We start from the raw sequence: 26686 nt of genomic DNA on the forward strand, positions 1-26686 counted from the left end.
TTGTGTTGTTCCGTATATGTTTTGACTATTGAGGAGTCCTAAGTGGCCCAATATATTTACACGATGAACCGTGTGTCGAAGATGGTTCCGCCTAAGCGCGAAATCCTGAAAGACATCTCTTTATCATTTTTCCCAGGCGCAAAAATTGGTGTGCTTGGTCTAAACGGTGCAGGTAAATCTACCTTGCTTCGTATTATGGCGGGCGTAGATAAAGATTTCTCAGGTGAAGCACGTGCTCAACCGGGTATCAAAATTGGTTACCTTGAACAAGAGCCGCCATTGGATGAAAGCAAAGACGTTCGTGGTAACGTTGAAGACGGTTTACGTGAGCCGTTAGATGCTTTGGCGCGTCTTGATGAAGTGTTTGCAGAATATGCAGCAGAAGATGCTGACTTTGATGCACTTGCAAAAGAACAAGAGAAGTTAGAAGCCATTATCCATTCATGGGATGCACATAATATTGTGAACCAAATGGATCAAGCTGCAGCTGCGCTTAACCTTCCAGCTTGGGATGCAGACGTATCTAAACTTTCTGGTGGTGAGCGCCGTCGTGTTGCACTTTGCCGTTTGTTATTGTCTAAACCAGACATGTTGCTTCTAGATGAACCAACGAACCATTTGGATGCTTCATCAGTATCATGGTTGGAACGTTTCTTGAAAGACTTCCCAGGTACGATCGTTGCGATTACCCATGACCGTTACTTCTTGGATAACGTGGCAGAGTGGATTCTAGAGCTTGACCGCGGCATGGGTATTCCATACCAAGGCAACTACTCTTCTTGGTTAGAGCAGAAAAATGCCCGTTTAGAGCAAGAACAGAAGCAAGAAGAATCTTTTGCTAAAGCATTGAAAAAAGAACTTGAATGGGTTCGTTCAAATGCTAAAGGTCAGCAAAAGAAAAACAAAGCGCGTATGGAGCGTTTTGAAGAGCTTAACTCACGCGAATTCCAACAGCGTAACGAAACGTCTGAAATCTATATTCCACCTGGTCCACGTCTAGGTAATAAAGTTGTAGAAGTTGAAGGTATTAGTAAATCCTTTGGTGACCGTACACTTTATAAAGATTTATCGTTCGTTGTACCACCTGCTGCAATTGTAGGTATCGTGGGCGAAAACGGTGCGGGTAAAACCACACTATTCCGTATGATGACAGGCGAACAACAACCAGATACAGGTACAGTTACACTGGGTGAGTCTGTTAAAGTGGCTTATGTTGGTCAGATTCGTGACACCTTAGATGACAACAAAACTGTTTGGGAAGAAGTTTCTGGCGGTTTAGATATCTTGAAAATTGGTGAATACGAAATCGCATCTCGTGCGTATATCGGTCGCTTTAACTTCAAAGGTCAAGATCAGCAAAAACGTGTAGGTCAATTGTCAGGTGGTGAACGTAACCGTTTACAACTTGCGAAAATCCTGCAAATGGGTGCAAACGTCATCTTACTCGATGAACCGTCAAACGACTTGGATATCGAAACTTTACGTGCGCTTGAAGATGCCATTTTAGTATTCCCGGGTACAGTCATGGTGATCTCGCATGACCGTTGGTTCCTCGACCGTATTGCAACGCACATCTTATCATTTGAAGGTGAAACCCCTGAATTCTTCACGGGTAACTACCATGAATTTGAAGAATACCGTCGTAAACGTGATGGTGATGACCTTGTTGCAAAGCGTCAAAAATACCGCAAAATTGGTAACTAAGTTCCAGTTTTAAAATAAAAAACCAGCCTGCGGGCTGGTTTTTTATTGCGTGAGAAGCAATGACTATACAACAATGTCTTCATAGGCATGATGTAAGACGTAGTCTGCTTGTTCATGGCCTTGTGCAGCCGCTTTACTGAGCCAAAGCTCTGCAAGTTCATAATTGCGGTCTAAGCCGAGTTCTCCACGTAAATAACCGAGACCTAAGCGATATTGGGCATCTTTATGACCTTTTAATGCGGCACTTAAGAAATTCCACATGGCATTGCGATAGTCAGTAGGGGATTGGTCTGCTGAATCCATAGTATGGTGACTGAGAAAGTCTTGATGGTGTTGAGCCGCAAGAATTTCAAAATAAGTCCCTTGGGCGTAATCACCCTCGGCTTCTGGAATCGAAAGGTGCATTCCTTGCAACTTTGGATTCATCTGTTGTGACAACAGTGCATAGATTTTTTTCAGAGCTTGTATCATCATTGTTAAACTCCTTGTTGCTAAATATAACTACTTGATTAATAAAAATATTAATTGCAGTCATTCGTGCGCTGCGATGAATGATTTAATTGTTTTAAACAGATCACACTTAAGATGAAAATTAGCATGCTTGTCATGATATGTGAATAGGTGTTGAAAAATATTTATAAGTAATTTCAGTCATCTAGATCGCGAAAAATTAATTTGAATAAATTGAAAGAGGATGCAGAAAAAGCAGTTTTTAAGCTTGAAGGTAAAACGTAGTACTGAAGGTTGAATAATGTAATTTTATTACGTTTACTGCACCTGTTAAGCTCAAGGCTGAAGAATATATAATTTATAAAGGTCAGAAAATAATGAGTGAGCATCATGGGCATGACCACAGCCATGCCGTTGTGACGGAAGGGAATGTCAAAAAATTAAGTTTTGCCTTAGCACTGACCACGACGTTTTTGATTATTGAAGTCATTGCAGGATTTATGACGCAAAGTTTGGCGCTATTGTCAGATGCGGCACATATGTTCACCGATGCCGCAGCCCTTGCCATAGCATTGGTCGCGATCAAAATTGGCAAGCTTCCTGCTGACAACAAACGCACCTTTGGCTATCAGCGTTTTGAAATTTTGGCAGCCTTGTTTAATGCCTTGATGCTATTTGTGGTGGCGATTTATATTTTGTATGAGGCCTATCAGCGCTTTTCAACGCCGCCGGAAATTCAAAGTATGGGCATGATGATGGTCGCCGTTATTGGTTTGATCATTAACTTAATCTCGATGCGTATTTTATTTTCCAGTTCACAAGAAAGCTTGAATGTGAAGGGGGCGTATCTAGAAGTGTTGAGTGATGCTCTAGGTTCGGTTGGTGTAATTATTGGTGCAGCGATTATTTATTTTACGGGCTGGATGTGGGTCGATACACTAATTGCGGTGCTCATTGGCTTTTGGGTTTTACCAAGAACTTGGATTTTATTAAAACAAAGCATCAATATTTTATTGGAAGGTGTACCAGAAGAAATTGACATAGAAAAGTTACGCAATGATTTATTGGCACTCAATGGGGTAGAGAGTATTCACCAGTTAAAGGTCTGGGCAATAACATCAAAGAATGTGCATTTGACAGTTCATCTCTTTGCACCTGAAGCCGATCGTAATGCCTTGTATTTTGAGGCGATTGAAATGTTGCAACATGAACATGGAATCACGGAGATGACATTACAAATCGAAGAAGATGAATGTGTGGTACACCAACATACCCAAAAGTCTGATCATGCACATGGGCATCATCAAGATGATCACGCGCATTCTCATGATGAATCACATCAGCACTAACGCTGATGTAATTTAAATGGCCGGCTTAGATTTCCCACTCATGATTACATTCGCGGCATTTCCATTTTTTCTGTGATTGCATAAAACCTTGCATTGAAATTTTGAAATCTGGCAGGTCGCGATAGAACATGAAGCCAGCAATCAAGCAAGCAATAAATACAACAACAGTCGCAGTTTGTAATGTAGTGCCTGCACCGTCACCAAAAATCCACATTGCGATGCTGATAATCACCAACAGTAAAAGAATAAATACCGCAGGGATGAGGATAATCAGGCTTTTAGGCACGACAGGACGAGCAACAGGCTGGCCTGCTTGCGCAAGAGGCATAATTTTAGGGCTTTGACATTTAGGGCAACGGTATTGCATTGCAACTCCATAATTTTAATCTATGGTTTATTTTAATCAGAATGACGCAGAAAGCAAAAATACCGTAAATTTAAATCAGATAAAATTTAGGCAATAAAAAACCCAAGTCATAATGCTTGGGTTTTTTATAAGATGATTTGCATCACCTTGAATATGGCGTCCCTACGGGGATTCGAACCCCGGTTACCGCCGTGAAAGGGCGATGTCCTAGGCCTCTAGACGATAGGGACAATTTGAGGCAACTTAGAGTTGGTTGACACCATCTCTCGGTATGGGCGCTATATTAGGGGGATAACGCCCATCCGTCAACTAAAAAATCAATTAAGCTTCATCAACTGCATCATTTTTCGGCAGTTTTAAGCTTTCATTGAGTTTTTCCCATGCTTTTGTTTCTTTTTTACTCGGGCCGCCCACAATTTCAAGTGCATGACGTAAGCGAGCAAAGGTTAAATCAGGACCAATGGTTACCATCGATTGCATAACCGGTGTCGAAGATGTCGAACCAGCAATAGCAATAAAGAAGGTTGGCATGAAATCACGAAGTTTAATGTCCATTTGGTTCGCCAAATCCATCAAAGTTTGGCTGACGGTGTCATTGTTCCAAGTGAACATGCTTTCTAGACGCCAAATGGCAAATTGAAGGCTTTGACGAACTTGTTCTTCGGTCAATTTTTTGCTTTCAAACTGTTCTTTGCTGAGTGTTGGGAATTGGTTAAAATAAAAACCTGCCCAATTCACTGCTTCAGACAATAAATTAATACGCGGTTGAATCGCAGCCGCAATTTCTTCCAAGGTATTACGATCTGATTTCCAAGCCAGTAGGGTATCGAGCAATTGACCCGGTGTTAAACCTTTAATCCATTGACCATTTAACCAGTTTAGCTTTTCAACATCAAAGATTGGACCGCCTAGTGATACACGTTGAATGTCAAAGTGTTCAATCATTTCAGCCAAAGTGAATTTTTCACTTTCATCCGGCATTGACCAGCCCATACGGCCTAAATAGTTCAATAATGCTTCAGGTAAAACGCCGATGTCTTTGTAGTAGTTAATTGACGTTGGGTTTTTACGTTTAGACAGTTTTGATTTATCTGGGTTACGTAACAGCGGCATGTGGCAAAGTACAGGCATGTCCCAACCAAAATATTTGTACAATAATTGGTGTTTAGGCGCAGATGGAATCCATTCTTCACCACGAATCACGTGAGTGATTTCCATTAAATGGTCATCAACCACGTTTGCCAAGTGATACGTCGGTAAACCATCGGTTTTCAGTAGAATTTGCATGTCGACTTGCGCCCAAGGAATTTCGACTTCACCACGAAGTAAGTCGTTAAATTTACAAATCCCTTCTTCAGGCACTTTCATACGAATGACATGCGGTTCACCAGCAGCCAAACGCTGTGCCACTTCTTCTGCAGTGTGTTTTAAGCCACGACCGTCATAACGCGGTGATTCACCACGTGCTTGTTGTTCCGCACGCATTTGATCGAGTTCTTCTGCTGTTGCGAAGCAGTAGAATGCATGGCCTTTTTCAACCAGTTCCAAAGCATATTGTTTATAAATGTCCATACGTTCAGATTGACGGTATGGCGCATGAGGGCCACCTACATCTGGACCTTCTGACCAGTTCAAACCTAACCAACGCAATGAATCTAAAATCATTTTCTCAGATTCTGGGGTAGAGCGCAGTTGGTCTGTATCTTCAATACGAAGAATAAATTCACCGCCATGTTGCTTCGCAAAACATAAGTTAAACAATGCAATATAAGCAGTCCCAACATGCGGGAAACCAGTAGGAGAAGGTGCGATACGAGTACGAACAGTCATAATCAGCTTTTAATCAGAATGTAAATTGGGATCTATTATAACGAAAAAGCCTGATCACTTAATGCTTAATTCAACATTGAATGATCAGGCGTTTTTTAGTATTTTTTAGACGACAGTAGGGGAACTCGTCTAAAACAATAGCTTGGACAGCATCAGTATGCTGATGTCGTTATGAGTTGCTACCAGAAAAAATGGCTTGAACAAAACGAGAAAAACTTTGGTTTTGTGATGCAAAGAAACTTTGAGTCGGTGCTGCTTTAATAGACGTAAGTACTTTTAAATTATCGTCTGTACGGCCTTTACCTTCAGATTTTTGCTGATTAATCGCTTTTTCGATCAATGAGGTACGTTCAGCAGGCATCGTAAGTTTGTTATTCGATGCGGTGCTGGTTGCAGCACACAAAGCAGTCTGTGCAGTAACGCTTAAACTTAAGCCTAGGCATAGTGCGTATGAAAATTTCATGTCCAAATCTCCCCCTAGTTTTGGTGATGGAACTTTTTATTTGCAAAATAGTTTTAATATTTAGACTACGATTTAACCATCTTTCGTAATTAAAAAGTAGAACTACGTCACAATTTTTACAAAAAAACTAAAAAAGTCTGTACTGGGATTACCTAAATAGACTGTTTTCTCCAGATTTTCGGATGTTTTAGCAAACAACTATGAAGATAGCATGGAGATTGCTTCTGATTGTTGCTGTATTAGCAGAATTAAAGCTTTAAATACGTTATTTTTAGATATCTTTAAAACAGAAATAGATTTGAATTTATATTATAGATAGCTGATTGTTAAAGTTATTTTTGATTTATATAGTGCTCTCAAGATCAATTTGAGTTTGAGCAGATGAAAAAAATAATAGCATCGGGCATTTTCGCTTTGTTGGGTGGAGTGGCGGTACAGGTGTATGCCGCAAAAGATTTCTTAAATGTCTCATATGACCCAACACGTGAGTTTTATCAGGAATATAACCAAGAATTTGGACAATATTGGAAAAAACGTACAGGACAAGAGATTAACTTTAAACAATCACATGGTGGTTCTGGCAAACAAGCTCGTGCAGTAGCAACGGGTTTACAAGCAGACGTTGTCACTTTGGCATTGGCCAATGATATTGATAAAATTGTGGCGACTGGACAAATCAATAAAAATTGGCAAAAACAATTTCCACATAATTCTGCACCGTATACCTCAACTATCGTATTTTTGGTGCGTAAGGGCAACCCGAAAAAAATTAAAGATTGGAATGACCTGACCAAACCGGGTGTTGAAATTATTACGCCAAATCCAAAAACAGGTGGGGCACCGCGTTGGATCTATTTATCAGCTTGGGGATATGCTTTAAAACAACCGGGTGGAAATGAGGCCAAAGCCAAAGAATTGGTGAAAAAACTCTATAGCAATGTCAAAGTATTGGATTCTGGTGCACGTGGTTCGCTCACGACCTTTGCTGAGCGTGGCATTGGAGATGTCTTACTATCTTGGGAAAATGAGGCACTATTAGCGACTCAGGGCCTAGGCAAAGATAAATATGACATTGTTTATCCGTCTATTTCGATTTTAGCTGAACCTTCAATGGCTGTAGTAGATAAAACCGTCGACAAAAATGGTAATCGAAATTTGGCGAAGGGTTATTTAAACTATCTATATTCACCTAAGGGCCAAGAGCTGGCAGGTAAATATTTCTTCCGCCCTCGCGATGCAAAAGCCACAGCAAAATACGCTGCTCAATTCCCGAAAGTTCAAACCTTTACCATTGATAAAGTGTTTGGAGGTTGGGCAAAAGCGCAAAAGACACATTTTGTGAATGGTGCGATTTTCGATCAAATCTATAGTGAAAAGAATAAAGAGTAAGTCTGCAAATAAAGTTGATTGGTGTAAAAACGGATAATTGGGGTTATCCGTTTTTTGCATATGTAATGCATAAAAATCTATATATAGGGAATAAGTAGATTGTTTTTGTGTATTTTAATATGAAAAACAAACAATTAAATTCGCTGCGTTAGCTGTATCTAGTAAAGGGTCTAAACTTGCTGCAATTGCGATTTATGACTTTATTTCATATATTTAGCAGTATTGAATATAACTTTATGCTGGCTGTTATGAAAACTCAATTTAAGGCGTGGCTCAGTGCTGCGTTGCTTGTCACTGGTGTTGCTTTCTCAGCGTCTGCTCAGGCCGCTGATCGTGAATTTTTAAACGTTTCTTATGATGCAACGCGTGAATTTTATGACGAATTTAATAAGTCATTTGGTGCATATTGGAAAGAGCGTACGGGTAAAACGGTCGCATTTAAACAATCACACGGTGGCTCAGGTAAACAAGCCCGTTCTGTGGTTGACGGTTTAAAAGGTGATGTCGTGACTTTGGCCTTGGCCAATGACATCGAAGAAATTGTGAAGTCTGGACAGATTCAGCCGGGATGGCAAAAAGAGTTTCCACATAACTCAGCGCCATATACGTCAACGATTGTCTTCATGGTGCGTAAGGGCAACCCGAAACATATTAAAGATTGGTCTGATTTAACCAAGCCGGGCGTACAAATTATTACCCCGAACCCGAAAACTGGCGGTCTCCCACGTTGGGTTTACTTGTCAGCTTGGGGTTATGCTTTGAAACAGCCGGGTGGTAATGAAGCGAAAGCCAAAGATTTCGTGGGTAAGATGTACCATAACGTAAAAGTGATGGACTCTGCGGCACGTGCATCGATGACTACTTTTGCTGAACGAGGCATCGGTGATGTGTTATTGACTTGGGAAAACGAAGCTTTAGTTACGCAAAAAACTTTGGGTAAAAACAAATTTGATATCGTATATCCATCGATGTCGATTTTGACTGAGCCTTCAGTGGCAATCGTAGACAAAACTGTCGATAAAAATGGTAATAAATGGTTAGCTCAAGGCTATATCAATTATCTTTATTCTCCATTAGGTCAAGAGATGGCAGCTCGTCATTTCTATCGTCCACGTAATGCAGCAGTTTTAGCAAAATATAAAACTCAGTTCCCACCTTTAAAAACTTTTACTATTGATGAAGTCTTTGGTGGCTGGGCAAAAGCACAACAAACACATTTTGTGAATGGTGCGATCTTCGATCAGATCTACAATAACAAGCGCTAATACATCGAAATCTAGGATTTGAGATGTTCAAAGACCTCCTTCGGGAGGTTTTTTAATGGATGGCAAAAAATAAAAACGGTTTTCTCTATAGAAAGTAATATTTCTGTACAAAAAGACGTTTGGAGCTTTGCTAAAACAAGGTAATAATGTGCAGTTACATTTTTAGCTGTGTTGAACGAACCCTTATGTCGCATATTTCTGTATTACTTCATGAAACTGTTGATGCTTTACTGGCAGATCGCAATACAGGAATTTTCGTAGATGGCACATTTGGGCGTGGTGGTCATACGCGTTTATTACTGTCTAAATTAGATGAAAACGCACGTGTTTATGCCTTTGATAAAGACCCGCAAGCGTTGGCAGTTGCAGCAGAATTAGAACAAGAAGATGCGCGTTTTAAAATCATTCACGCTAGTTTTGCCGATTTAAAAGAGGAACTGCGTAGTCGTGGTATCGACTTGGTAGACGGTATTATGGCGGATTTAGGGGTGTCATCTCCGCAGCTAGACCAAGCAGAGCGTGGCTTTAGCTTTATGAAAGATGGCCCACTCGATATGCGTATGGACAATTCACAAGGTCCAACAGCCGCAGAGTGGTTGGTTGATATTGAAGAAGAAGATTTGGCCAATATTATTTTTAAATATGGTGAAGAGCGTTATAGCCGCCGTATTGCCAAAGCGATTAAAGCGGCAGGGTATATTGAAACCACAGCTCAATTGGCCGAAATCGTGAAAGTTGCCCACCCTAAATGGGAAAAAAATAAACATGCAGCGACACGAACTTTCCAAGCAATTCGTATTGCTATTAACAAAGAACTCGACGATATTGATATTTTCTTACCTCAAGCGGTGGAGATGCTGAAACCTGAAGGCACTCTGGCAGTGATCAGTTTCCACTCTTTAGAGGATCGTTTAATTAAACAATTTATTCAAAAAGAATCTACACTTGCAGAAGACACAGGCTGGGGTTTGCCACAAAAACGCGAAGATACCCGCCGCTTAAAAAAAGTGTCACGAATTAAAGCAAGTGAAGAAGAAGTTAAAGCCAATCCACGATCTCGTAGTGCTTGGCTTCGTGTGGCAGAGCGTTTAGCTTAAAAGGCAAAGAATGAAAACCGAAGCAATCGAAAAAAACTCTGATCAATCGCAGTCGAAGAAAATCATTACATACGGCATTTTATTGCTCTTGGTTTTTGTGAGTGCGATTATGGTGGTGTTTCAAGTCTTTGAATATCGCCAAGATTATCGTCAATTGAGTACCTATATGCGTGAAAGGGATGACCTCAATGCAGAATGGGGACGTTTGCTGATCGAACAACAAACTTTTGGTGCAACAGCCCAAATTGGGACACGTGCAGTTACCCAATTACGGATGTATTCGCCTCCTATTGCACAAACCGTTGTTATTTCATTGCCACAAACTCCTGAACAGAAAAAATAGGCTGCCGGTCACATGGTTGAAAAGAGAAACAAACAAATTCCACGTAAAAAACAGCAGTCTGTTACTGGTCGTACAGCCATTTCGGTGGAGATGTGGCGCTATCACTTGATGTGGGCAGTGGTTTTACTGTGCTTTATTGCATTGGTCGGGCGGGCTTTTTATGTACAAATCATCAACAAAGACTTTTTACAAAATAAAGCCAATGCCAAAATTTTAAGAACTGAAACCTTAAAAGCCATGCGCGGTGTAATCTATGACCGTCACGGTGTTCCTTTAGCCATTAGTACTCCGATCATGAAAATCGTGATCGATCCACGTGATTATTTTGACAATAAAAAACTCTTTGAAGAAATTACGGCCGAATTGGCTAAAGATCCAAACAATCGTAAGTTAAAACGTCAATTACCAGATAAAAATCTGAATTTAGATGAACTCGCTGATGCTGTAGGGATGGATCGTGCTGAATTGAGACGCAAAATGAATGAGCGTCCACGTTCACGTTATTTAGTTTTAAAGAAAGAAGTGCCACCACAACAAGCTGAATTGATCATGAAACGTGACTTTCAGGGGGTATATACCGAGAAAAACTATAAGCGCTACTATCCACAGCCTCAGCCAAACTCACAAATTATTGGTTTAACCAATAGTGAGGGTATGGGCATCGAAGGTTTAGAGATGCAATTGAATGAACGTCTTGCAGGTGTAGATGGTGCGCAGCAAATTGTCCGAGATAAAAAAGGCAACCGCGTTAAAGACCCTGAGATCGTGAAAGAGGTTGAGTCGGGTGAAAATATCACGCTGAGTATTGATTCACGTTTGCAATACATTATGTATCGTGAGTTGACTGCAGCCGGCGTAGCCAATAACGCACGTTCTGCAACCGCGATTGCCGTGGATGTCAAAACAGGTGAAATTTTAGCGATGACCTCTTGGCCGTCGTACAACCCGAATGATAAAAAAGGTGTCTTAAATAAAGATGCCATGCGTAACCGTGGTGCGATTGACTCCTTTGAGCCAGGTTCAACCATGAAGCCAATGACCGTGGCAATGGCATTGGAAAGCGGTAAATACACGGCAAATACGGTGGTAAATACCACACCGGGTTCTATGCGTGTAGGGAATCATACTATCCGAGATACGCATAACTATGGCCCTCTGACTTTGGGCGGCATTATTCAAAAATCGTCTAACGTCGGTGTGGCAAAAATCGCTTTATCTCTCCCTTATGAAACATTACCAACGTTCTATCAACGTCTTGGCTTTGGTCAACGTTCAGCGGTGAAATTCCCCGGTGAAAGTGCTGGTCTGATTTTGCCGAAGAGTAAATGGAATGTGTCAGAAGTAGCGACCATGGCTTATGGTTATGGTTTGAACGCTACAGTGCTCCAACTGGCTGATGCATATGCCATGATTGCCAACAAGGGCGTCAAAATGCCACTGAGCTTGTACAAGCTTGAGGAAAAGCCGAAAGGTGAGCAGATGGTTGACCCTAAAATTGCTGATCAAGTACTTTTAATGATGGAAGCAGTGACCTTGCCGGGTGGTACGGCACGTCAAGCCAATATTCCGGGTTATCGCGTGGCGGGTAAAACTGGTACAGCACATAAATTACGTGCAGACCGTAAAGGCTATTCGACTTCAGAATATCGAGCACTCTTTGCCGGTGTTGCACCAGTGAGTGATCCACGTTTGGCCATGATTGTTGTAGTGGAAAACCCGACAGGTCAGTATTACGGTGGTCTGGTGGCTGCACCCGTTTTCGCTCGTGTAATGCAAGAATCTTTACGTTTAATGAACGTACCATTAGATAAACCTTTAGACACTCCTAAGATCCAGTAATAGGTGATGAATGAAAATTACGTTTCAAGATCTATACACCGTTGAACAGCCCGCAGAATGGATGTTGCAATCCTTTCAGGGCTTCAATCTGGATAGTCGCAAAGTTACAGCAGGGCAAATATTTATTGCCCTGACTTCTTTTTCGCAACCTGAAAAAACAGCACAATTTGCACGTGCAGCGTTAGAGAATGGCGCGTTGGCAGTCATTTCAGAAACTGATTTGGGCTTGGATCAAAGTGTCGTGATCGCGGATGTGCGTCAATTGATGGGGCAGTGGCAAAAGCAATATTTACAGGCGACTCAACCGGTTCAAGCTGCACGAATTTTGGCAGTGACGGGTACTAACGGTAAAACCACGATCTCTCGTTTAATCGCTGAATTACTCATGCTGCAAGGCAAAAAATGTGCAGTGATGGGAACCACTGGTAACGGAATTTTACCGAATTTAGAAGCCTCTTCTCACACCACTTTAGATGCGTTACATATGCAAAATGCGTTGCATACCTATGCACTTGAAGGTGCAGAGTTTGCTGCCATTGAGGCAAGTTCGCATGGCTTAGAACAAGGTCGATTAAATGGCTGTGCAATTGAAATTGCCGCTTATAGCAATTTAAGTCGTGACCATTTGGATTATCATAAAACCCTTGAAGCCTATGCTGAAGCGAAATCACGTTTGTTTCAGTTTCCATCGCTCAAAGTTGCAGTCATCAATCTCGATGATGAACATGCAGAAGTGATGCTGAATGCCGCACGCCAAAACCCGGCTCAGCCTAAAATTTTGACTTATTCAACGCGTCAGGCTGCGGATTATCAAGTGACGGATATTCAATTCAGCTTAACGGGCGCACAATTTAAATTGCGTACTGCTCAAGCTGAATTTGTGGTGCAAAGTCCATTATTGGGACACTTCAATATTGAAAATATTGTGGCGAGCTTAATTTCAGCGGAGCAAGCGGGTTTTGACTTATCTGCCTTGATCGCAACTGCGCCCGAGTTAAAAGGTGCACCGGGTCGTATGCAAGTGATTCGTGATGATGAACGCCTGTTCGTGGTGGATTATGCACATACACCAGATGCTTTAGTTCAAGTGTTACAGACCTTAAAACGTCATGTATCGCAACAGTTATGGGCGGTGTTTGGCTGTGGTGGTGATCGTGACCGTGGTAAGCGTCCATTGATGACACAAGCGGCATTAAACCATGCAGATGTTGCGTTGATTACCTCGGATAATCCACGTACTGAAAACCCAGAACAAATTTTTGCAGATATGAAGGCTGGTATTGATTTTACTGGAAAAACTGTCCATGAAATCCATGACCGCCGTGAAGCGATTAAATTCGCAGTCAACCATGCGCAAGCGGGTGATATTGTGGTGATTGCTGGTAAAGGCCATGAAAACTATCAAGAAATTGATGGTGTTCGACATTGGTTTGATGATGTGGTGGAAGTGAAATCAGCGATTGATTCACAGCATCACAACACTGACTCGGCTTATCCAGCGCAATAGGAAACAGATATGCATACTTCAACGACCAGTACGGTTCCGTTAGAACCATGGACTGCCGAACAGTTGGTTCAAGCGACACAAGGTCACTGGCATAACAATCAAGCGCCGACAGGTTCTGTAAAACGAATTTTGACCGACTCACGTCATGCAGAGCAAGGTGACGCTTTTCTTGCCCTGAAAGGTGAGCGCTTTGACGCGCATGACTTCCTTGCTCAAGTGGCTGAAAAGGGTTGTGAAATTGCCATCGTTAGTCATCCTGTCGATGTGGATATTTATCAGTTGGTGGTTGCAGATACACGTTTGGCGCTTGGACATTTGGGTGCATTTCGTCGTGCCCAAAACCCAGCTTTAAAAGTCATTGCCTTGACAGGAAGCAGTGGTAAAACTACGACTAAAGAGATGCTCGGGAGTATCCTTTCTCGTCTTGCACCAACATTAATTACGCGCGGTAATTTAAATAATGACCTTGGCGTACCGATGATGTTACTTGAGTTGCGTCCAGAACATCAGTATGCCGTGATGGAGCTTGGTGCCAGTCATAAGGGTGAAATTGATTACACCTCAAATTTGGTACAGCCTCAGGTTGCCGGTATTTTAAATATTGGCACTGCTCATATGGGTGAATTTGGTGGGCGTGATGGCATTTGTCGTGCCAAGTCTGAAATTTATGCACATATAGCGAAAACAGGAACTTCGATTGTTCCTGCGGCAGATGATTTTACAGATGCCATTCGTCAAGCGGTGCAAACTGAGCAAGTAATGAGTTTTGGTCAGGGCGGGGATGTCTTTGCGACTGAGACGGAGCTTCAGGCTCAATCTTCACGTTTTATCTTAAATACGCCACAAGGTGCACGTACTGTTCAACTGCCATTTGCTGGTGAACATAATGTGCAAAATGCCACTGCAGCCGCAGCTTTCGCGTTGTCGATTGGTGTGAGTTTAGATGATATCGTTGTGGGGCTTGAACATGCGACAGGTGCCAAAGGCCGTCTAAACTTTATTCAACATAAAGATTATTTGTTTATTGATGATACTTACAATGCAAATCCAACCTCAATGCGTGCTGCTGCTGATGTACTTGCGCAGCAAGATGGCATCAAAGTCATGGTCATTGGGGATATTGGTGAGTTAGGTTCATCTGCTGCACAGCAGCACTACATGTTGGGACGTGATCTTGTCTCACACTCTGGTCTTCAATTTGTCGTTGCTGTCGGTGAGTTTTCACCTGCTGTGCAAGAAGGCGCGCGCAGTACACAATATGGTAAAAAATTACAGGCCTTTCTTACTCAAGAACAGGCTTTACCGTTATTAATTAGTCTAGTCAAAACACATCAGCCTCAGTCCATGAGTTTCCTGTTTAAAGGTTCTCGTTATACCCACATGGAAACTTTGATGGCTGAATTGATGGAGAAACTTTAATGCTGTTATGGTTATTTGAGCAGCTTGCGGGTTATCACAGCTCGTTTCAGGTTGTTCGTTATTTAACGCTTCGTTCGCTACTCAGTGTCTTAACGGCATTGGCCATTGGTCTGTTGCTTGGACCTGTGATGATCCGCAAATTGCAAGCTCTCAAATATGGTCAGGCAGTCAGTTCATTTGCACCTGAAAATCATGCCAAAAAAATGGGCACACCGACTATGGGTGGTGTGTTGATTTTACTGTCTATTGGGATTTCAACCTTACTTTGGGCCGATCTTTCAAACCCTTATGTATGGATTGTACTTGGCGTGATGGTGATCTTTGGTGCTGTTGGCTGGGCCGATGACTGGATTAAAATCCGTTATAAAGACAATGCCGGTCTACCTGCGAAGAAGAAATTCTTTTGGACTTCTGTGGCATCGTTAGGCGCCGGTATTGCACTTTATGTGATTGCGACACAGCAAGCAAACCCAGTACATACCTCAAATATGTTGGATCTGCTGATTCCATTCTTTAAAGAAATTAGCATTCCATTGTCTATTATTCCACTCGGTATTGGCTTTATTGTCTTTACTTATTTGGTGATTAACGGCGCATCTAATGCGGTGAACTTAACCGATGGTTTGGACGGTCTGGCGATTATGCCGATCGTTTTGGTTGCCGCAGGTTTAGGTGTATTTGCTTATCTGGCTGGTGATGTTCGTTTTGCCGATTATTTACATATTCCTTATGTGAAATACGCATCTGAACTTGTCGTGATCTGTGCAGCAATGATCGGTGCTGGCTTAGCATTCTTATGGTTTAATGCGCATCCTGCTCAAGTCTTTATGGGTGATGTTGGTGCTTTATCTCTAGGTGCGATGCTCGGTACGATCGCAGTCATGGTTCGTCAAGAAATCGTTTTTGCCATTATGGGCGGTGTCTTCGTGGTTGAAGCTATTTCTGTCTTCTTGCAAATTGGCTCGCTGCGTATGCGGAACAAGCGTGTATTCTTAATGGCACCGCTGCACCATCACTATGAGAAAAAGGGATGGCGTGAAACTCAGGTGGTGATTCGTTTTTGGATTATCACAATTATGCTGGTAGTTTTGGGTCTAATGACTTTAAAATTACGTTAAGCAAATAAATAAACGAAGCCGGCATTTGCTCCCACAGATGCCGGTTTTTTTATTTCAAAATCTAGTGGAGTAAATGATGAACCTGTTGATGTGTCCTGTATGCCGTGAAGCATTGAAACTCACAGAGCGGACATGGCGCTGTGAAAATAATCATAGCTATGATGTTGCAAAACAAGGCTATGTCAATTTACATGTGGTTCAGCATAAACACAGTAAAAACCCGGGTGATACGCCTGAATCTGTACAGGCGCGTCGAGCATTTTTAAGTGCAGGTCACTATGCACCTTTGCAACAGGCAGTAGTGGCTTTGATTCAAAAGTTACGTGTTGAAAACTTGTTGGATATTGGCTGTGGTGAAGGCTATTACACCAATGCGATGCAAGCTGAAGTATTACAGTGTGTGGGTGTCGATATCGCTAAAAATGCAGTGCAAGTCGCCGCTAAACTGAATAAAGAGGTGACTTGGGTGGTAGGGACAGGGGCGACCTTGCCTGTGTTAGATCACTCAATTGACTTGTGTACGAGTTTATTTAGTCCTATTCCTAAAGAAGAAATCCTTCGTGTGTTAAAGCCTGAGGGGCACTTGATGGTGGTTACACCTGCGCCAGAGCATCTTTATGCAATGCGTGAAGCCTTATTTGAAGAAGTAAAACCCCATGAACCGCATAAATTTGTGGAACAACTAGCTGCTGACTTTGAATTGGAAAGTGAGCAAGTAGTACAGGCGAAAATGTCACTTTCTCAGCAGGATCTCAAAAACTTAATTGCAATGACACCTTATGCCTATAAAGTCAAAGTTGAGCGTCGAGAAGCTCTAGAAAAAAATGAACAATTTGAGTTGCAAGCGCAGTATCAAATTTATCTCTTTAAAAAGAAATAATGCATTGGAAGTGATAAAAAAAGCCCTCGTTTGAGGGCTTTTTTTATGCAGCTTATTTACTGAACTTGATCGATGAGATGATCAAGTGCGTCAGTTTTATGCTCTGTACCTTGTGGTTTAGGCTGCATTGGTGGTGGCGCAGTTCGAGTAGGTGCAAGATTGGTTTCAGCAGCCCCTGGAAGATCTTCAAAATCATTTTGCGTAGCCTGTGTTTTTGGTACAACAGGAGCAGGACGATACAGCGGTTGAGCCATCGGCGGCGTTGCTGCACGATCTTGTTCAGGTTGACCTTGAGTCGCTTTAGCTGAATTGCGATTGATTGGATTCTTGGCATGGGTGTCTAAACGCACCCAAGCTTCAGGTGTACCTTTAAGTGATTTCGCCATAAAATCTGACCAAATCGGCAATGCTGCAACACCCCCATATTCACGGCGACCTAAAGTAGAGGGTTGGTCAAAACCGACCCAAGCCACAGTGACCAATTTTCCATTAAATCCAGCAAACCACGCGTCTTTTGCATCATTGGTTGTACCGGTTTTACCACCTAAATCACCGCGACCAATTTTTAATGCCGCACGACCTGTACCGTGTTGGATCACGTCACGCAAGATGTTCGCCATATCAAAGGCCGAACTTGACTTCAAAATTCGCTGAGCTTGTTTATAGTTTGCTGCTTCAGTATCTGAAATTTTCGATTCTGCAGGTTTATTATCCTGATTAGTGACTTCAATCACTTCATCATCCGGCGTGGTCGGATCTGCTGATTCAACTTCGTCTTTTTGATTGATACATTGAATACATGCATATTCAGGATTGGCTTGATAAATCACTTTGCCATAAGCATCTTCAATACGGCTAATAAAGTGCGGTTGAATACGATATCCACCGTTGGCAAATGTCGCATAACCTGTCGCCATTTGAATCGGCAACACCTGTGGGGTACCTAAAGCAATGGTGTAGTTACGTGGAATTTGGTTTTCTTGTAAGCCAAAATCCATAAATAGTTGGCGAGTACGTTCAATCCCAACGACTTGTAATAAGCGAACAGAGACCGTGTTACGTGATAAATATAGGGCACGGCGTAGAGGTATCATCCCTAAATACCGACCGTCAGAGTTTTTAGGCGTCCATTTGCCAATCGTAATTGGATTGTCATTGACCATGGAGTATGGAGTCATACCGCGTTCAAGTGCTAAAGCATAAACAAAGGGTTTAATGGTTGAACCCGGCTGACGCCAGCCTTGTAGAGCACGGTTAAATTTAGATTGATAAAAATTATAACCACCGACAATGGCTTCAATGCCACCATTATTGGGGTTGAGTGCGATTAATTGACCTTGCGCTTTTGGAATTTGCACCAAAGCCCATGAGCTTTTATCAGCATTCGGACGTAGGCGAATAATATCTTTTACTTTAACAATTTGTGAGGCTTTGCTTGGCGCATTGCCTACACTATTGGCATTGCGATAGGGACGTGCCCAAGACAGACCTGACCATGGAACAGTCACACTACTGCCGTCTTGCATCAACACTTCGATGCTGGTGTTGTTGACTTTAGTGACTTCAGCAGGATAAGTGTTAGCATATGGAATAAAGTTTTTTAATGGCTCATCATGTGCTTCTGCACCACGCCAACCATGTCGTCTATCGTAAGCTTCAAGACCATCTTGCACAGCTTGCTCAGCATAGGCTTGGCGTTGGCTGTTGATGGTGGTATAGACTTTATAGCCAGAATCTGTCGCTTGTTCGCCAAACTTTTCTACGAGCTCAGAGCGAACCATTTCCCCGACATAGGGGAATTTGTTGCTAACTCCGCGGTCAGGCATATCGAGATTAATTGGTTCAGCAATTGCTTCTTGATATTCCGATTGATTGATATAACCCAATTGCAACATACGTCCTAAAATCCAATTACGACGCTCTAAAGCACGTTTTGGATTGGCTACAGGATTATATTTTGATGGTGCTTTGGGGAGGCCTGAAATCATTGCCATTTGAGCCAAGCTCAAATCTTGCAAGCTCTTGTTATAATAAATTTTTGCAGCTGCTGCGATCCCGTATGCATTTTTGCCCAAAAAGATTTTGTTAACATACAGCGTTAAAATTTCTTCCTTACTTAGATTTTGTTCAATTTTTCGAGCAAGGAAAACTTCGGTTAGTTTACGTTTTAAAGTACGCTCTGGAGTCAGATAATAGTTTTTTGCAACCTGCATGGTGATGGTTGAACCACCCGTTTGCACATCTGAGCCTGTAATACTTTCACTGACGGCACGCCCCAATCCTTTGAAACTAATTCCGCTGTGTTCAAAGAATGAAGAATCTTCCGCAGCTAAAAAGCCATGAATGAAATGAGACGGGATTTGGTCGTACTCTACAGGAACCGAAAGTTTGCCACCATATTCTGCAATCAGCTCATTATCAGCACTATAAACTTGCAATGGTTTTAATAATGGAGCCTTTTTTAAGATGGACATTTCAGGCAAAGACGGGGCAATATAGAGATACATGCCATAGAAACCCATTGGAATTGCGACCAAAACAATAATAATGGCCAAAAAAAATGGATGAACAAGGCCTGAACAAGATAGCTTTTTCATAACAAGTAAGTTTTAATAAGAGCTAATGGCAAACTAATTGGTGGTCAGTATATCCTTTCGATATACGGATTGTTAGATGAGTTATTGTATCTGTATAAAATTATAGACCAATGCTAATTAGTGGGTTAATTTTTTTGGGGATAAAAAAATAATAGGAATTATATTGTGCTCAGGTTATATCGTAAGCCAAATAAGGGGTTAATAGGAGTAGATATTAGTTCGACTTCTGTTAAGGTTTTGGAACTTTCTGTAAAGAGTGGGCGGTATTGGGTAGAAAGCTATGCTTTGGTGCCATTACCAGAAGGAAGTGTTGTTGAAAAGAACATATTGAATCCGGAAGCTGTCGGTGACTGTTTAGAGCGCGCAATTAATTTGGCCAATACGCAGACCACTAATGCAGCTTTGGCGGTTCCAACGTCGATGGTGATTACAAAAATCATCGAAATGGACGCAGATATGAACGATGATGAACGTGAAATTCAGATTCGTGATGATGCTGAGCAATATATTCCGTTCCCACTTGATGAAGCGAGCCTTGATTTTGAGGTCTTGCCAGATCGTCTGTCCAACCCAAATCGTGTCAATGTTTTGCTTGTCGCTACGCGTATTGAAAATGTTGAAGCGCGTGCGGAAGTCATTCAGCTTGCTGGTCTTACACCAAAAATTGGTGATGTAGAAAGCTTTGCAATTGAAAATGCATTTAAAGTTTTCTCAGATACTTTGCCAATGGGTGTGAATACCGTGGGTATTTTAGATATTGGTCATAGTATGACGACCTTATCTGTCATGCAGAATAACAAAGTGATTTATACCCGTGAGCAAGTGTTTGGTGGCAAACAATTGACACAGGAAATTCAAAATCGCTATGCATTGTCTTTCGAGGAAGCAGGTCGAGCGAAAAAAACACGTGCCTTGCCAGATGATTATGATATCGAAGTCTTAGAACCCTTCTTAGAAGCTGTCGTTCAACAAGCAGCACGTTCTTTACAGTTCTTTTTCTCATCTTCACAGTTCAACGAAATTGACCATATTTTATTGGCAGGGGGGAATGCCAATATTCCGGGGCTTGCAAAATTACTTCAACAAAAATTGGGTTACCGCGTCACGATTGCCAATCCATTCTTACAAATGGGTTTTTCACCTCAAATTGATATTAAAAAAATTGAAAATGATGCCTCATCACTCATGGTGGCATGCGGTCTAGCATTGAGGAGTTTTGATTAATGGCAAAAATTAACTTGCTCCCTTGGCGTGATGAGCTAAGAGAGAAACGAAAAAAAGAATTTATTGCACTTTGTATTGGGGCTTTCTTAATTGGGGTAATTGGGGTTGGTTTAACATGGTTGTACTTTGATCACAAATTAAAAGATCAAGAACAAGCGAACCAATTGATTATCAGTCATAACCAAAACTTAGATGTTCAATTAAAGTCTTTGGATGGTTTACAAGAACAGCGTAATGCCATTATTGAACGAATGAAGTTGATTCAAGGCTTACAAGGTCAACGTCCAATCGCTGTACATCTTGTAGATGAATTGGTTCGTGTGACACCTGCCAATATGTACATCACAAAATTTGAACGTAATGGCGATAAATTTATGATCGAAGGGCGTGCGGAAAGTCCAAACACTGTTGCAGATCTACTGCGTAATTTGGAAGCATCACCTTGGTATCGTAATGCCTTCATGAGCTCATTCCTCGTGGCGGAAGAGAAAAAAGACAAAGCGCCGACGTCAGTGGTTCCTCGCGTAGAAGAATCTTATGGTGCATTTACTGTGACTGCTGATTTGGAGCAAATTGCGCAGCCGACCATTAATGATCCAGCAGCAAATGCAGGACAGTCAGCTTCATCGGCGCAAACATCTGACGCACAAACTGCAGCAACACCAACTCCGGAGGCTGCAAAATGAGTCGTGATGAATTTGAACAATTGAATCAAGATGCTGTGGTCATTCCGAAAAAGAAAATGACTTTTGATAAGTTTGTACAGCAGTTCAATACGCTAGATCCGAATAACTATGGTAGTTGGCCAATTTCAGTCAAAATTACATGTTGGGTTTTTATCATTATCCTTGTGGCAATTTTGGGCTATTTCTTGGCGATTAAAGGCAAGATTGAAGCTATTTCAAGTGCCAATGCACAAGAACAAAATTTGTTAAATGAGTTTCGTGAAAAAGATTCAAAACTACGTAATTTGCAACAATATCAATTGCAGTTACAAGATATGGAAGCACGTTTTAATCAACAGTTAGAACAATTGCCGAAAGAAACTGAAATTCCAGGTTTGGTTGAAGATATCAACTTAACAGGCGTGAATTCTGGATTGAAATTTAAAATTATTCGTCTTGAGCCTGAAGTGAAGCAAGAGTTCTTTACGGAACAGCCGATTCATATTGAGGCAACAGGTGATTACCACGCCTTTGGTTCATTTGTAAGTGGTATTGCGGGGCTTTCACGGATTGTGACTTTGCATAATTTAACGATTACAGCAACTGAAAATAAAGAAAAGAACTCAGATATCCCAAAAATTGACTATGTGATTTCTGCAAAAACATATCGTTATGAAGGGAATGCTGAACAGTCATCTAATGTTGGGGCAAATAGCACGGATGGGAAAGGCGCTCAGGATAGTAAAAATAAATCTATGAATAATTCAAAGAAAAGTAAGAGGGCTAAGTAATGAAAATAACTAAGTTTACATTTGCTTCTCTTGCTGTTTTCTTTTTAGCAGGTTGTGAATCACGTATTGATGTGGTCAATCAAGAGATGGCAAATATACGCAATCAAGCTCCACTAGCGATTGAACCTGCGCCAGATTTTGTACCTGTCGAAACTTTTAATTATGCGGCGCACTCTTTAAAAAGTCCGTTCTTGCCAAGTTCCTTGGCAGCAGAACTTAAAATCATGGCAGGCAAGCGTGTTTATCCAAACTTGAGTCGTCAGCCTCAACCTTTGGAGAGTTATGCACTCGAAACCCTGAATATGAAGGGTAGTATGCGTAACCAATCTGGGCAAATATTAGCCTTGATTCAGACACCTGATGGTGAAGTTGAGCGTATTCAACGTGGAAGTTATATGGGGCTCAATCATGGTCGAGTGGTAAATATTACCCCGACTCAAATTGATTTGATTGAGATTATTCCGGATGGGCGAGAAGGATATGTAGAGCGTCCTAGAAGTCTCATATTAATTGGACCAGCACCTTAAGCTTAAAGGAATAAAAATGAAGAATAGTGTACAAGATTTTATTTTTGGGGATGGCAATACAATGAATCATGTGTTTCGTCAGTTTTCGATGGGGGCTGTTGCAATGGCGATGATGCAAGTTGCCAATGCTCAGGTGAGTGTAACCAATGTGGTACCAATGCAAATTCCAGGTCAAGGGACTGAAATTCGCGTGATGTTTAATGGCTTGCCGCCGCAACCACAAGCTTATCAACTCGATCAACCATCACGACTAGTTTTAGACTTTGATAAAGCACAGCAAAATTTAAAACAAAGTTCAATTCCTGTTGCAACGGCTGAAGCGAGCACTGTGGATGTGAGTTCGGATGCACAACGTGCGCGCTTAACTGTGAATTTAGCCAATGCTGGTGCTTTTACCACGCGTGTTGAAGGTAATACCTTTATTTTAAAAATCAACTCTGCACAAGCTGCAAATTATGTACAGCCTGTAGCACAACGTCAGCAACAGGGCATCTCAAATATTGGTTTCCACCGTGGTTCTAATGGTGAAGGTCAAGTTGTTGTTGATTTACTGGGTGGAAATACTCCCGTTGATGTTCAACAGCAAGGCAGTAAAGTGGTGATCCGTACTTTAGGCAATAAAGTACCTGCACATTTGACTCGCCGTTTAAATGTCAATGATTTTGCAACACCTGTTGCAACGGTGGATGCACATAATGATGGCGGTAATGGTGTGATTACCATTCAGTCGACGGGCAGCTATGAATATATGGCGTACCAAACTGATAATAAATTAACGGTAAGTTTGAAACGTCCGGAAGATAAGAATCCATTACGTCCTAAAGCTGCCAATCATTATACCGGTAAGAAGATTTCATTAGACTTCCAAGATATTGAAGTACGTCGTGTGCTGCAACTTTTGGCTGATTTCACTGAAATCAATATGGTTGCTGCTGATACGGTTCAAGGAAATATTACACTTCGCTTAAAAGATGTGCCTTGGGATCAAGCACTAGATATCGTATTGAAAACCAAGAATTTGGACAAACGTCGTAATGGTAATGTGATTTGGATTGCGCCTGTATCTGAGTTGATTAAAGCGGAAGAAGAAGAAGCAAAAGCCTTACGTCAAAGTATGAAGTTGGCACCATTACAGACTGAATATTTAACGTTAAGCTATGCAAAAGCTGCTGAGATAGAGAAGCTGATTACGCAGTCTAAAACTGCGGGTAATAGCGGTTCGTCAAATAATAGTAATAATGCTGATGATGATCGGGGTAATTTGTTAAGTCCACGCGGAACGATTTCTGCAGATACGCGTACAAATACACTGATTATTAATGATACCGCGCAAAACATTGATCAGATTCGTAAGATGGTGGATTTGCTTGATGTATCAGTCAAGCAGGTCATGGTCGAAGCACGTATTGTAAAAGCTTCTACCGACTTTACCAAAGAAATGGGTGTGAAATGGGGTCTCTTGTCTCAAGGGATTAACCAAAATGACCATTTATTGGTGGGTGGTAGTGATACTACGCTTTGGGACTTAAAAACACCGGATGATGATGGTAAATATACGATTCAACGTCCAAGTAATTTAAACGTGGACTTAGGGGTGACTACTGCAGGTGCCAGTCGAATTGCGTTCGGCTTAATTAGTCTTTCTGATTTTATGTTGGATTTAGAGCTTTCTGCTTTACAAGCGGATGGTTATGGTGAAGTCATTTCTACACCAAAAGTACTGACAGCGGATAAACAACCCGCCAAAGTTGCATCAGGTCAAGAAATTCCGTATCAAACCACAACGGGTACAGGTTCAAATGCAACTTCTTCTACCGAGTTTAAAGAAGCTTTATTAAGTTTGGATGTCACGCCTAGCATTACTCCAGATGGTAAAGTGCAAATGAAGCTGAATATCAAGAGCGACTCACCAGCAGGATATGCACAAAATGGTGAAATTATCCTGAATAAAAATGAAATTAATACAGATGTCTTAGTCAACAATGGTGAAACTGTTGTGCTCGGCGGTATTTTTAATCAGGAAACACAAAGTAAGCAAACTAAAGTACCGTTCTTAGGTGATATTCCTTATGTGGGTCGCTTATTCCGTAAAGATATGAAAAGCGATGCAAAAAATGAGTTACTGATTTTTGTTACTCCGCGAATTGTTAATGACAGTGTTACGAGAAATCATTAATATATTTTCAATTTAACAAAAGAAATAGGTGACTCCTTGCCAAGCAAAGAGTTTGAAACCCTACCAAATATCTATTTGGTAGGGCCAATGGGGGCAGGAAAAACAACCGTAGGGCGACATTTAGCAGAATTGTTAGGACGTGAATTTCTAGACAGTGATCATGAAATTGAACGTAAAACAGGTGCGACCATTCCTTGGATTTTTGAAAAGGAAGGGGAAAAAGGCTTTAGAAGTCGTGAAACGAATGTCATTGATGAGTTAACTGCAAAGAAACAACTGGTCTTGGCGACTGGCGGTGGTGCTGTGACTCAGCCCCCAAATCGTGAATTTTTAAAACAACGTGGTATTGTTGTTTATCTATATACTCCGGTGGAAATTCAGTTACAACGAACCTACCGCGACAAAAATCGCCCACTTCTTCAAGTGGAAAATCCAGAGCAAAAGCTACGAGATTTATTGGCAGCCCGTGATCCTCTTTATCGTGAAGTCGCGCACTATATTATTGAAACCAATCAAGGTGCTGCGAGAGATCTTGCGCAAAAAATTTTTAATTTAATTGTTTCACAAAATATATCTCGTTAGAAAAGGTTAAATTCATGCAAACCTTACATGTTGAACTCGGTGATCGTCGCTACCCTATTTTTATTGGGAGTGACCTTAATCCACAAACTTTACTTGAGCCTTATGTTCAGGGTAAACAAGTGATGATTGTCTCTAATACCACAGTTGCACCGCTCTATTTAAAACATTATGTAGAAGCAATTGAGGCATTAGGGAAAACTGTTGCGACATGTATTTTGCCTGATGGTGAAAAGTATAAAAATTTAGACCATTTGAATTTAATTTTTGATGCCTTGCTTGAAGCAGGCTTTAACCGCGATTGTACGGTTTTGGCATTAGGTGGTGGTGTTATTGGAGATATGACCGGTTTTGCCTCTGCATGCTATCAACGTGGTGTATATTTTATTCAAGTGCCGACGACTTTACTTTCTCAAGTGGATTCAAGTGTTGGTGGCAAAACAGGGATTAACCATCCACTAGGTAAAAACATGATTGGTGCCTTTCAGCAACCCCAAGTGGTTCTTGCGGATATGGCGCAATTAAAAACTTTGCCAGCGCGTGAACTTTCTGCAGGTTTGGCTGAAGTGATCAAATATGCGTTGTTGGGTGATGTTGAATTCTTAACTTGGCTTGAACAGCATATGGATGCTTTAGTTGCAGGTGATGCAACTTTGTTGGCTGAAGCGGTTTATCGTTCATGTGCCCATAAAGCGCGTATTGTGGCCAATGATGAAAAAGAACAAGGTGAGCGTGCGTTATTAAACTTGGGTCATACCTTTGGCCATGCAATTGAATCGTACTTGGGGTATGGTGAATGGTTACATGGCGAAGCCGTTGCAACAGGGATGGTGATGGCTGCAGATTTGTCCCATCGTATGGGCTGGATCACAGTTGAAGATTTAGAGCGTACAAAAAAAATCATTTTACGTGCACAATTACCGATAGTTTGTCCTAAAATTCCGCTAGAGGAATTTTTGGCGTATATGTCCCATGATAAAAAAGTATTGAATGGGCAATTACGACTTATTTTACTGAAATCATTAGGTCAGGCCATCATCACCAAAGAGTTTGATGTCGAATTAATGAAACAGGCAATTTTGGCAAATCAGGCAGAGTAGGTACATC

The 26686-nt window shown here is 41.5% G+C and carries 23 protein-coding genes and 1 tRNA gene; 18 read left to right on the forward strand and 6 right to left on the reverse strand.

Annotated features, from left to right (window positions below; all coding sequences use genetic code 11):
- Positions 1-42: 42 nt before the first annotated feature.
- A complete protein-coding gene (gene ettA / locus FTU02_RS08560) occupies positions 43-1704 on the forward strand; it encodes an energy-dependent translational throttle protein EttA (protein WP_180042172.1) in 1662 nt (553 codons plus the stop codon).
- A gap of 63 nt (positions 1705-1767) precedes the next feature.
- Here the strand turns inward: ettA and FTU02_RS08565 are convergent, their stop codons facing one another.
- On the reverse strand, positions 1768-2178 hold the full coding sequence (locus tag FTU02_RS08565; protein ID WP_180024277.1) for an SEL1-like repeat protein: 411 nt from the start codon (positions 2176-2178) through the stop codon (positions 1768-1770).
- 353 nt (positions 2179-2531) lie between these two features.
- Between FTU02_RS08565 and FTU02_RS08570 the strand changes: the two genes are divergently transcribed.
- Positions 2532-3503 carry a zinc transporter gene (locus FTU02_RS08570; protein WP_180042170.1) on the forward strand — a complete coding sequence of 324 codons (972 nt, stop codon included), beginning with the start codon at positions 2532-2534 and terminating at the stop codon, positions 3501-3503.
- 25 nt (positions 3504-3528) lie between these two features.
- Here the strand turns inward: FTU02_RS08570 and FTU02_RS08575 are convergent, their stop codons facing one another.
- The 4 genes from FTU02_RS08575 to FTU02_RS08590 all read right to left on the reverse strand — a co-directional run bounded on the left by FTU02_RS08575 (position 3529) and on the right by FTU02_RS08590 (position 6163).
- Positions 3529-3870, reverse strand: coding sequence for a hypothetical protein (locus FTU02_RS08575; RefSeq protein ID WP_078189395.1), 342 nt, complete (start codon positions 3868-3870; stop codon positions 3529-3531).
- Between the two features lie 154 nt (positions 3871-4024).
- Positions 4025-4100: transfer RNA gene (locus tag FTU02_RS08580), tRNA-Glu, on the reverse strand.
- 91 nt (positions 4101-4191) lie between these two features.
- Positions 4192-5700, reverse strand: a complete 1509-nt coding sequence (gene gltX / locus FTU02_RS08585; protein ID WP_168378189.1) for a glutamate--tRNA ligase — start codon at positions 5698-5700, stop codon at positions 4192-4194.
- A gap of 169 nt (positions 5701-5869) precedes the next feature.
- Positions 5870-6163, reverse strand: a complete 294-nt coding sequence (locus FTU02_RS08590; RefSeq protein WP_111884133.1) for a hypothetical protein — start codon at positions 6161-6163, stop codon at positions 5870-5872.
- Between the two features lie 381 nt (positions 6164-6544).
- Between FTU02_RS08590 and FTU02_RS08595 the strand changes: the two genes are divergently transcribed.
- From FTU02_RS08595 to FTU02_RS08635, 9 genes are all read left to right on the forward strand, one after another.
- Positions 6545-7552, forward strand: a complete 1008-nt coding sequence (locus tag FTU02_RS08595) for a sulfate ABC transporter substrate-binding protein (RefSeq protein ID WP_180156727.1) — start codon at positions 6545-6547, stop codon at positions 7550-7552.
- 248 nt (positions 7553-7800) lie between these two features.
- Positions 7801-8817, forward strand: a complete 1017-nt coding sequence (locus tag FTU02_RS08600; protein WP_180156729.1) for a sulfate ABC transporter substrate-binding protein — start codon at positions 7801-7803, stop codon at positions 8815-8817.
- A gap of 185 nt (positions 8818-9002) precedes the next feature.
- Positions 9003-9914: a 16S rRNA (cytosine(1402)-N(4))-methyltransferase RsmH gene (rsmH, locus tag FTU02_RS08605; protein ID WP_180011304.1), complete on the forward strand. Its 912-nt coding sequence runs from the start codon at positions 9003-9005 to the stop codon at positions 9912-9914.
- Between the two features lie 10 nt (positions 9915-9924).
- A complete protein-coding gene (gene ftsL, locus FTU02_RS08610; protein WP_078189390.1) occupies positions 9925-10257 on the forward strand; it encodes a cell division protein FtsL in 333 nt (110 codons plus the stop codon).
- Between the two features lie 12 nt (positions 10258-10269).
- Positions 10270-12096: a penicillin-binding protein PBP3 gene (ftsI, locus tag FTU02_RS08615; protein ID WP_180156731.1), complete on the forward strand. Its 1827-nt coding sequence runs from the start codon at positions 10270-10272 to the stop codon at positions 12094-12096.
- Positions 12097-12106: 10 nt separating this feature from the next.
- Complete coding sequence (locus FTU02_RS08620; protein ID WP_180156733.1) at positions 12107-13603, forward strand: UDP-N-acetylmuramoyl-L-alanyl-D-glutamate--2,6-diaminopimelate ligase; 1497 nt, start codon at positions 12107-12109, stop codon at positions 13601-13603.
- A 9-nt stretch (positions 13604-13612) separates the two neighbouring features.
- A complete protein-coding gene (murF, locus tag FTU02_RS08625; RefSeq protein WP_180156735.1) occupies positions 13613-15022 on the forward strand; it encodes a UDP-N-acetylmuramoyl-tripeptide--D-alanyl-D-alanine ligase in 1410 nt (469 codons plus the stop codon).
- A complete protein-coding gene (mraY, locus tag FTU02_RS08630) occupies positions 15022-16140 on the forward strand; it encodes a phospho-N-acetylmuramoyl-pentapeptide-transferase (RefSeq protein WP_078189386.1) in 1119 nt (372 codons plus the stop codon). Before murF ends, mraY begins: the two co-directional genes overlap by 1 nt.
- 76 nt (positions 16141-16216) lie before the next feature.
- Positions 16217-17020, forward strand: a complete 804-nt coding sequence (locus tag FTU02_RS08635; RefSeq protein ID WP_180156737.1) for a putative RNA methyltransferase — start codon at positions 16217-16219, stop codon at positions 17018-17020.
- Positions 17021-17076: 56 nt separating this feature from the next.
- Here FTU02_RS08635 and ponA read toward each other — a convergent pair whose 3' ends face one another.
- The gene (ponA, locus tag FTU02_RS08640; RefSeq protein WP_180156739.1) at positions 17077-19617 is read right to left on the reverse strand and encodes a penicillin-binding protein PBP1a; all 2541 of its coding nucleotides are present in this window, start codon (positions 19615-19617) and stop codon (positions 17077-17079) included.
- Positions 19618-19782: 165 nt separating this feature from the next.
- Here ponA and FTU02_RS08645 point away from each other — a divergent pair, with 165 nt between their 5' ends.
- The 7 genes from FTU02_RS08645 (at position 19783) to aroB (ending at position 26679) form a co-directional block, all read left to right on the forward strand.
- The gene (locus FTU02_RS08645; RefSeq protein WP_078192532.1) at positions 19783-20841 is read left to right on the forward strand and encodes a pilus assembly protein PilM; all 1059 of its coding nucleotides are present in this window, start codon (positions 19783-19785) and stop codon (positions 20839-20841) included.
- The gene (locus tag FTU02_RS08650) at positions 20841-21527 is read left to right on the forward strand and encodes a PilN domain-containing protein (protein ID WP_078189382.1); all 687 of its coding nucleotides are present in this window, start codon (positions 20841-20843) and stop codon (positions 21525-21527) included. The genes FTU02_RS08645 and FTU02_RS08650 overlap by 1 nt, the downstream gene beginning before the upstream one ends.
- On the forward strand, positions 21524-22297 hold the full coding sequence (locus FTU02_RS08655; protein WP_180156741.1) for a type 4a pilus biogenesis protein PilO: 774 nt from the start codon (positions 21524-21526) through the stop codon (positions 22295-22297). Before FTU02_RS08650 ends, FTU02_RS08655 begins: the two co-directional genes overlap by 4 nt.
- Positions 22297-22824 carry a pilus assembly protein PilP gene (locus FTU02_RS08660; RefSeq protein WP_111884140.1) on the forward strand — a complete coding sequence of 176 codons (528 nt, stop codon included), beginning with the start codon at positions 22297-22299 and terminating at the stop codon, positions 22822-22824. Before FTU02_RS08655 ends, FTU02_RS08660 begins: the two co-directional genes overlap by 1 nt.
- A 61-nt stretch (positions 22825-22885) precedes the next feature.
- Positions 22886-25000: a type IV pilus secretin PilQ gene (gene pilQ, locus FTU02_RS08665; protein ID WP_180024373.1), complete on the forward strand. Its 2115-nt coding sequence runs from the start codon at positions 22886-22888 to the stop codon at positions 24998-25000.
- A gap of 36 nt (positions 25001-25036) precedes the next feature.
- Positions 25037-25582: a shikimate kinase AroK gene (gene aroK, locus FTU02_RS08670; protein WP_078189378.1), complete on the forward strand. Its 546-nt coding sequence runs from the start codon at positions 25037-25039 to the stop codon at positions 25580-25582.
- Positions 25583-25596: 14 nt separating this feature from the next.
- Positions 25597-26679, forward strand: coding sequence for a 3-dehydroquinate synthase (gene aroB / locus FTU02_RS08675; RefSeq protein WP_078192528.1), 1083 nt, complete (start codon positions 25597-25599; stop codon positions 26677-26679).
- Positions 26680-26686: the final 7 nt, after the last annotated feature.

Origin of the sequence: Acinetobacter sp. YH12045 (assembly GCF_013419925.1) — a bacterium.
Taxonomy (GTDB): Bacteria; Pseudomonadota; Gammaproteobacteria; order Pseudomonadales; family Moraxellaceae; genus Acinetobacter; species Acinetobacter amyesii.

Coding starts and splice junctions, on each gene's coding strand:
- FTU02_RS08565 (WP_180024277.1), bottom strand. CDS start 2,178: ATGATGATACAAGCTCTGAAAAAAATCTATGCACTGTTGTCACAACAG.
- FTU02_RS08570 (WP_180042170.1), top strand. CDS start 2,532: ATGAGTGAGCATCATGGGCATGACCACAGCCATGCCGTTGTGACGGAA.
- FTU02_RS08575 (WP_078189395.1), bottom strand. CDS start 3,870: ATGCAATACCGTTGCCCTAAATGTCAAAGCCCTAAAATTATGCCTCTT.
- gltX (WP_168378189.1), bottom strand. CDS start 5,700: ATGACTGTTCGTACTCGTATCGCACCTTCTCCTACTGGTTTCCCGCAT.
- FTU02_RS08590 (WP_111884133.1), bottom strand. CDS start 6,163: ATGAAATTTTCATACGCACTATGCCTAGGCTTAAGTTTAAGCGTTACT.
- FTU02_RS08595 (WP_180156727.1), top strand. CDS start 6,545: ATGAAAAAAATAATAGCATCGGGCATTTTCGCTTTGTTGGGTGGAGTG.
- FTU02_RS08600 (WP_180156729.1), top strand. CDS start 7,801: ATGAAAACTCAATTTAAGGCGTGGCTCAGTGCTGCGTTGCTTGTCACT.
- rsmH (WP_180011304.1), top strand. CDS start 9,003: ATGTCGCATATTTCTGTATTACTTCATGAAACTGTTGATGCTTTACTG.
- ftsL (WP_078189390.1), top strand. CDS start 9,925: ATGAAAACCGAAGCAATCGAAAAAAACTCTGATCAATCGCAGTCGAAG.
- ftsI (WP_180156731.1), top strand. CDS start 10,270: ATGGTTGAAAAGAGAAACAAACAAATTCCACGTAAAAAACAGCAGTCT.
- FTU02_RS08620 (WP_180156733.1), top strand. CDS start 12,107: ATGAAAATTACGTTTCAAGATCTATACACCGTTGAACAGCCCGCAGAA.
- murF (WP_180156735.1), top strand. CDS start 13,613: ATGCATACTTCAACGACCAGTACGGTTCCGTTAGAACCATGGACTGCC.
- mraY (WP_078189386.1), top strand. CDS start 15,022: ATGCTGTTATGGTTATTTGAGCAGCTTGCGGGTTATCACAGCTCGTTT.
- FTU02_RS08635 (WP_180156737.1), top strand. CDS start 16,217: ATGAACCTGTTGATGTGTCCTGTATGCCGTGAAGCATTGAAACTCACA.
- ponA (WP_180156739.1), bottom strand. CDS start 19,617: ATGAAAAAGCTATCTTGTTCAGGCCTTGTTCATCCATTTTTTTTGGCC.
- FTU02_RS08650 (WP_078189382.1), top strand. CDS start 20,841: ATGGCAAAAATTAACTTGCTCCCTTGGCGTGATGAGCTAAGAGAGAAA.
- FTU02_RS08655 (WP_180156741.1), top strand. CDS start 21,524: ATGAGTCGTGATGAATTTGAACAATTGAATCAAGATGCTGTGGTCATT.
- FTU02_RS08660 (WP_111884140.1), top strand. CDS start 22,297: ATGAAAATAACTAAGTTTACATTTGCTTCTCTTGCTGTTTTCTTTTTA.
- pilQ (WP_180024373.1), top strand. CDS start 22,886: ATGAATCATGTGTTTCGTCAGTTTTCGATGGGGGCTGTTGCAATGGCG.
- aroB (WP_078192528.1), top strand. CDS start 25,597: ATGCAAACCTTACATGTTGAACTCGGTGATCGTCGCTACCCTATTTTT.